General features: G+C 45.6%; 6 protein-coding genes. All 6 read right to left on the minus strand.

Annotated elements, in window-relative coordinates:
- A partial coding sequence (locus NTU69_11355) for a hypothetical protein (protein MCX5804104.1) occupies window positions 1–1,130 on the minus strand: 1,130 nt, incomplete at its 3' end.
- 13 nt (window positions 1,131–1,143) lie between these two features.
- Complete coding sequence (locus tag NTU69_11360) at window positions 1,144–2,067, minus strand: methylenetetrahydrofolate reductase (protein ID MCX5804105.1); 924 nt, start codon at window positions 2,065–2,067, stop codon at window positions 1,144–1,146.
- Entirely contained in the window at window positions 2,064–2,732 is a 669-nt protein-coding gene (locus NTU69_11365) for a methylenetetrahydrofolate reductase C-terminal domain-containing protein (protein MCX5804106.1), read from the minus strand. The genes NTU69_11360 and NTU69_11365 overlap by 4 nt, the downstream gene beginning before the upstream one ends.
- Complete coding sequence (locus NTU69_11370; GenBank protein MCX5804107.1) at window positions 2,729–3,193, minus strand: hydrogenase iron-sulfur subunit; 465 nt, start codon at window positions 3,191–3,193, stop codon at window positions 2,729–2,731. Before NTU69_11370 ends, NTU69_11365 begins: the two co-directional genes overlap by 4 nt.
- A 70-nt stretch (window positions 3,194–3,263) precedes the next feature.
- Complete coding sequence (locus NTU69_11375; GenBank protein ID MCX5804108.1) at window positions 3,264–4,076, minus strand: type 1 glutamine amidotransferase; 813 nt, start codon at window positions 4,074–4,076, stop codon at window positions 3,264–3,266.
- A gap of 85 nt (window positions 4,077–4,161) precedes the next feature.
- Window positions 4,162–4,559 (minus strand): type I glutamate--ammonia ligase (locus NTU69_11380; protein MCX5804109.1); only part of this gene is annotated, 398 nt, incomplete at its 5' end.

A 4,559-nucleotide genomic window follows, 5' to 3' on the forward strand; every position in this document is an offset into this window, starting at 1 on the left:
ACGAGGAGCGGTATATCGACGGCGATAGCATCAGCACCGCAGATAATCAGCTTTGCCATATGCTCAGCCATAGCAATACCACCACTCCCGATGAGTGTAATCTGATCACGCAATCCTTCTTCTACCAGGCGAAGATGAATCTCCTTCAACCGTTCTTTGATAAAGAGGGGCTTGTCTCCCTGTTCAAGACCATATTCGTCTGCACAGAGATGGACCACTTCAGCCCCATTACCTGCAAGATGAAGAACACGTTCAGATGCCTTTGGGTTTAAAGGTAGCCTGATGGCTATCACAAGTTCTGGTTTTCTTTCCTTTAATCTTTTCTGTTGGACAATCACATTCTCACCATCAGGAATCTCTACCATACATAATCCTTTGAGTAATGTAGAATCGAGATGGTCTGGATTGTTATTAAGATATAAAATCGTCTCATTGAGATAGGGTTCCATCTCATAAGACCACTCTGTCTCCGGGACAAGGGCAAGGGTGCCCAGCTTCTTTGCCCCCTCAAGGAGGGCTTTTGTGATACGCTCCCGTGGAGGAGACCAGGACAAAATGTCAAATATAACAGGCAAGGGTATCTCGATAAGGGGTGGCGTGGTAGAGATAATTTTTCCTTCAGCATCAAAGGCAAGGTTCATAACTTTGCGGCCAAGATCAACTGTAGTACTAATATATTCCCGGCCGTGAATGCCGTCCCGTGTAGGTCGCACAATCTCGGACATGTCAGTCCACATAGCATCAAAACCAGGTCCTGAGAACGACCCTCCATAACCTGCTCCTGACACAGGTATACGGCCTGTCTCCGCCTGAAACCAAAGATCTGAGATAATCTCCGGTGTCCAGTAATGATCTCCGAGGACTTTATAGGTGGGGTTAAGCCCCTTCTGGATAAGCCTGTTTGGACAATTTTGAACACAGCGGAAACAGTCTTTACACATACTATCGAGGGAGTCGAGCATCTGCCTTGGATCAAGACCCCGTTTTTCATATACCTTGTAAACACAATCTTTTTTAACACAGCGCACACATTTCAGACAGCCTTCCTCCCAGGCGATCACACCGGACCGCGTAATAGGTTGGAATCGGTTAGGGACTGTTGTAGTATGAATATGGTACTTAACAGGCATTTTCTGACTCCTTTTAGACTTCAGGCCTTGGATAAAGCCAGGTCTTCTCGACCAATTCGGGGACTGCCTCTTCCCATTCTATGGCCATGATATGTACCCCATGGACACCCTCTATCTCTTTGAGTGTCTGAATCGTTTCAATGGCTATCTTAAGCCCCTCCTGACGCTGCTCCTTTGTTGGCACACCCTTAAGCCGGTTGATGACCTCTTCCGGTACATCCATACCAGCTACCTGCTTGCTCATATACTCGGCCATGCGGGCAGTCTTCAAGGGGGTAATGCCACCAAGGATATAGACCTTTTTATCAAGGCCTCGATCCCTGACCAGTTTCATCCATTCCTTAAAGCGTTTGAGATTGTATATACATTGTGTTTGTATAAACTCTGCCCCCGCATTAACCTTCTTCTCAAGCCTTATTACCCTGTAAACAAATGGATCGGCAAAGGGATTGGCAACAGCTCCTATAAAAAGCTCCGGGGGCTCTGAAAGTTCCTCTCCTCCTAAAATTTTACCCTGATCCCTCATACCACGCACTACCTGCAATAGCTGGATAGAATCAAGGTCAAACACACCTTTTGCCTCTTTCTGGTTACCAAATGACTGGTGATCACCACTCAAACAGAGGATATTGCGGATTCCGAGGGCAGATGCACCTAACACATCTGACTGGAGCGCAATACGATTCCTATCCCGTGTAACCATCTGGAGTACCGGGTCAAGACCTTCCTTCTTGAGAAGCGCACAAGAAGCTAAACTACAAAGACGCACAATACCTGTCTGGTTATCCGTCACATTTACACTATCCACAAACCCTTTCAGGATATGCCCTTTCTTCCTTATCACCTCGGGACCTGCTCCCTTAGGGGGACCACACTCAGCGGTAACTGCAAAATGGCCTGACCTTAAGACCCTTTCAAGACGACTTTTTGCTTTCACGTTTTTTGATCCTCCCTTTCTATTTTTCTGGGTCCTTTCCCCTCTCTTTTTGACCAGTCTGCGGGAGGATGTATCGCTTGCAGAAGGTTTAATCGGCCAGACTCATCGAGCCTCGTAATGATAAGCTGCCAGGCACATGGGGTATCAGGGTTGACTTCACATTTGCCATCCTTTGAGCCACCACAGGGCCCGTTGAAAAGCCCCTTTGCACAACGGGTGATAGGGCAAATAGCGGCAAAGTAACCAAGTTTACAATCACCACAACCCCGGCAGTTTTCCACCCAGAGCCCGGCTTCTTTAGTTTCTCCGATAAAGGTGGTATTAAGAGCAGGGACGACATATGCTTCGGGAAATACTTCGGCAACAGCTTGGACACCAGCACCACACCCGAGAGAAAGAATAACATCGTACTGGTTGACCAGGCCGCTGAGCTGTTCGATAAATTCATAGACACACTGGCGGTCTAAAGTAATCTCTTTTGTTTCAATTTCACGCCCCTCCATCTTTGCATCCATACGGAGCGCTGAGGATAAAAGCCCAACCTCCTTCTCCCCACCAGATGCGCACTCTGCCACGCATGTCCCGCAGCCAACTACAAGAATTTTCCTGTATGGTGCTATCATTGCTTTGATCTCAGACAAAGGTTTCCTTTCTGCTGTTATCATTTTCTGACTCCTTTGTAGCTATCCATATACTTACCTTTATGTTTCTTTACTCTTACCGGGGAAGGATCCACTATAGCCTCACGTAAAATCAACCCTCTGGTTAACTCGTCAATTGTCAGGAGGTCTTTATCGGTAGTAACAACAAGCTCTATACGTTCCCGCTCGAGCCCCATCTCCTCTATCAGTTTCTGGGCATACATAAGGCGCTTCCTGGCACGGACATTACCCTCTTGATACCGGCAAACCCCATCAGGACAGGTGACAAGATAAACCATATCTGCCCCTGACTCAAGGGCGCTAAGGAGGTGAAGAGGCTCTATGCGGCCGCTGCATGGTAATGGGAAAAACCTAATCCTTGGACCGAGCTCCTTTTCCAGCACACGCCGGTTTATATCCTGATTCGCATCAAGCTGCTGACAGAAAAAAACCGTGATATTAAGGCCTGCACTTTTCTGATCCATAGCATTAATTCCTCTACCTTAAACACTTTACAGGGCATCTGTCAAGAACCCAAAAACTCCTCTCTCTCATTTACACTCCTTCTACTAACGCAAATGTATGTTCCTTAATGTTCCACCATAGCATGGTCTTCTTCTTTTTAGACTTCTTCCCCTCTTCTACAAATAATCTCATAACGTTCTTTATACGGAGTGAGGATATTATACGTCCCTCAAAATTGAGAAAAAGTTGATAAGCCTGTTTTTCAAAAACCTCTTTGAATTTCTTGGTAGCGTTAAGAATTTTCTTGATATTGACCTTCCCTTCCTCGCCTTTCATCCAGCACTCTACCATTTCCTCTGTTACCTCAATGTGGAATTGGAAACCATAGGCATTATTGCCTACTCTAAATGCCTGATTTTTGCAAACTACAGACTCGGCTAAAAGTACACCCTTCTTGGGTATCTCGAAAGTATCCTCATGCCATTGAAAAACTGGAATTTTTTGGGGTAATCCTTGAAATAATGAGTCTCTTTTTCCATTTTCTGTGAATTTTATGTGGTACCAGCCTATCTCCTTCTGAGGTGATCCACTTATTATAGCACCGCAGGCCTTAGCAAGGAGCTGAGCGCCAAGACAGATACCCAGGAAAGGGATCTCTTCTATCAGTATCCTTGTTATGAAATTATCCTCATCCTTTAAGAAAGGGTATGTACTTTCTTCATAAACATTCATAGAACCGCCAAGCATGATTACAGCAGCTATATTATCAAAATCATCGGGTAGTTTTTCTCCATGGGACAAATCAATCACCTGAAGTTCCCACCCATGATCTTTCAAAAAATTCTCGATCATGCCGGGACCTTCATTTTTAACGTGCTTAATTATCACAACCTTTTTTTTCATCTCTTTCAACCTCCTTTCACAACACCTACCTCACTCCCCGTTAATGAGTGGGGGAGAGGCGGGTTGTGGGGTAGGAGAGGGGTTTTTACATATCAAAATAGAGATAGAATTCATATGGATGCGGGCGTAAACGAACAGGATCTATCTCGCTCTCCCTCTTGTACTCGATCCAAACATCGATCACATCCTTTGTGAAAACACCACCTCTCAAGAGAAATTCATGGTCTTTTTCCAGCGCAGCAATAGATGCTTCAAGAGACACTGGCACAGTTGGCACCTTTTTTGCCTCTTCCGGAGTCATGTCATAGGTATTCACATCCGTTGGCTTACCCGGGTCAATCTTATTGACGATTCCATCAATGCCTGCCATGAGCATTGCTGAAAGGGCTAAATAGGGGTTGGCCATATTATCCGGTGGTCTGAATTCGAGCCTCTTTGTTTTTGGATTATCAGAATAAACTGGAATCCTGACAGCAGCGGAGC

It is taken from the genome of Pseudomonadota bacterium (assembly GCA_026388215.1).
Classification (GTDB): Bacteria; Desulfobacterota; Syntrophorhabdia; order Syntrophorhabdales; family Syntrophorhabdaceae; genus JAPLKF01.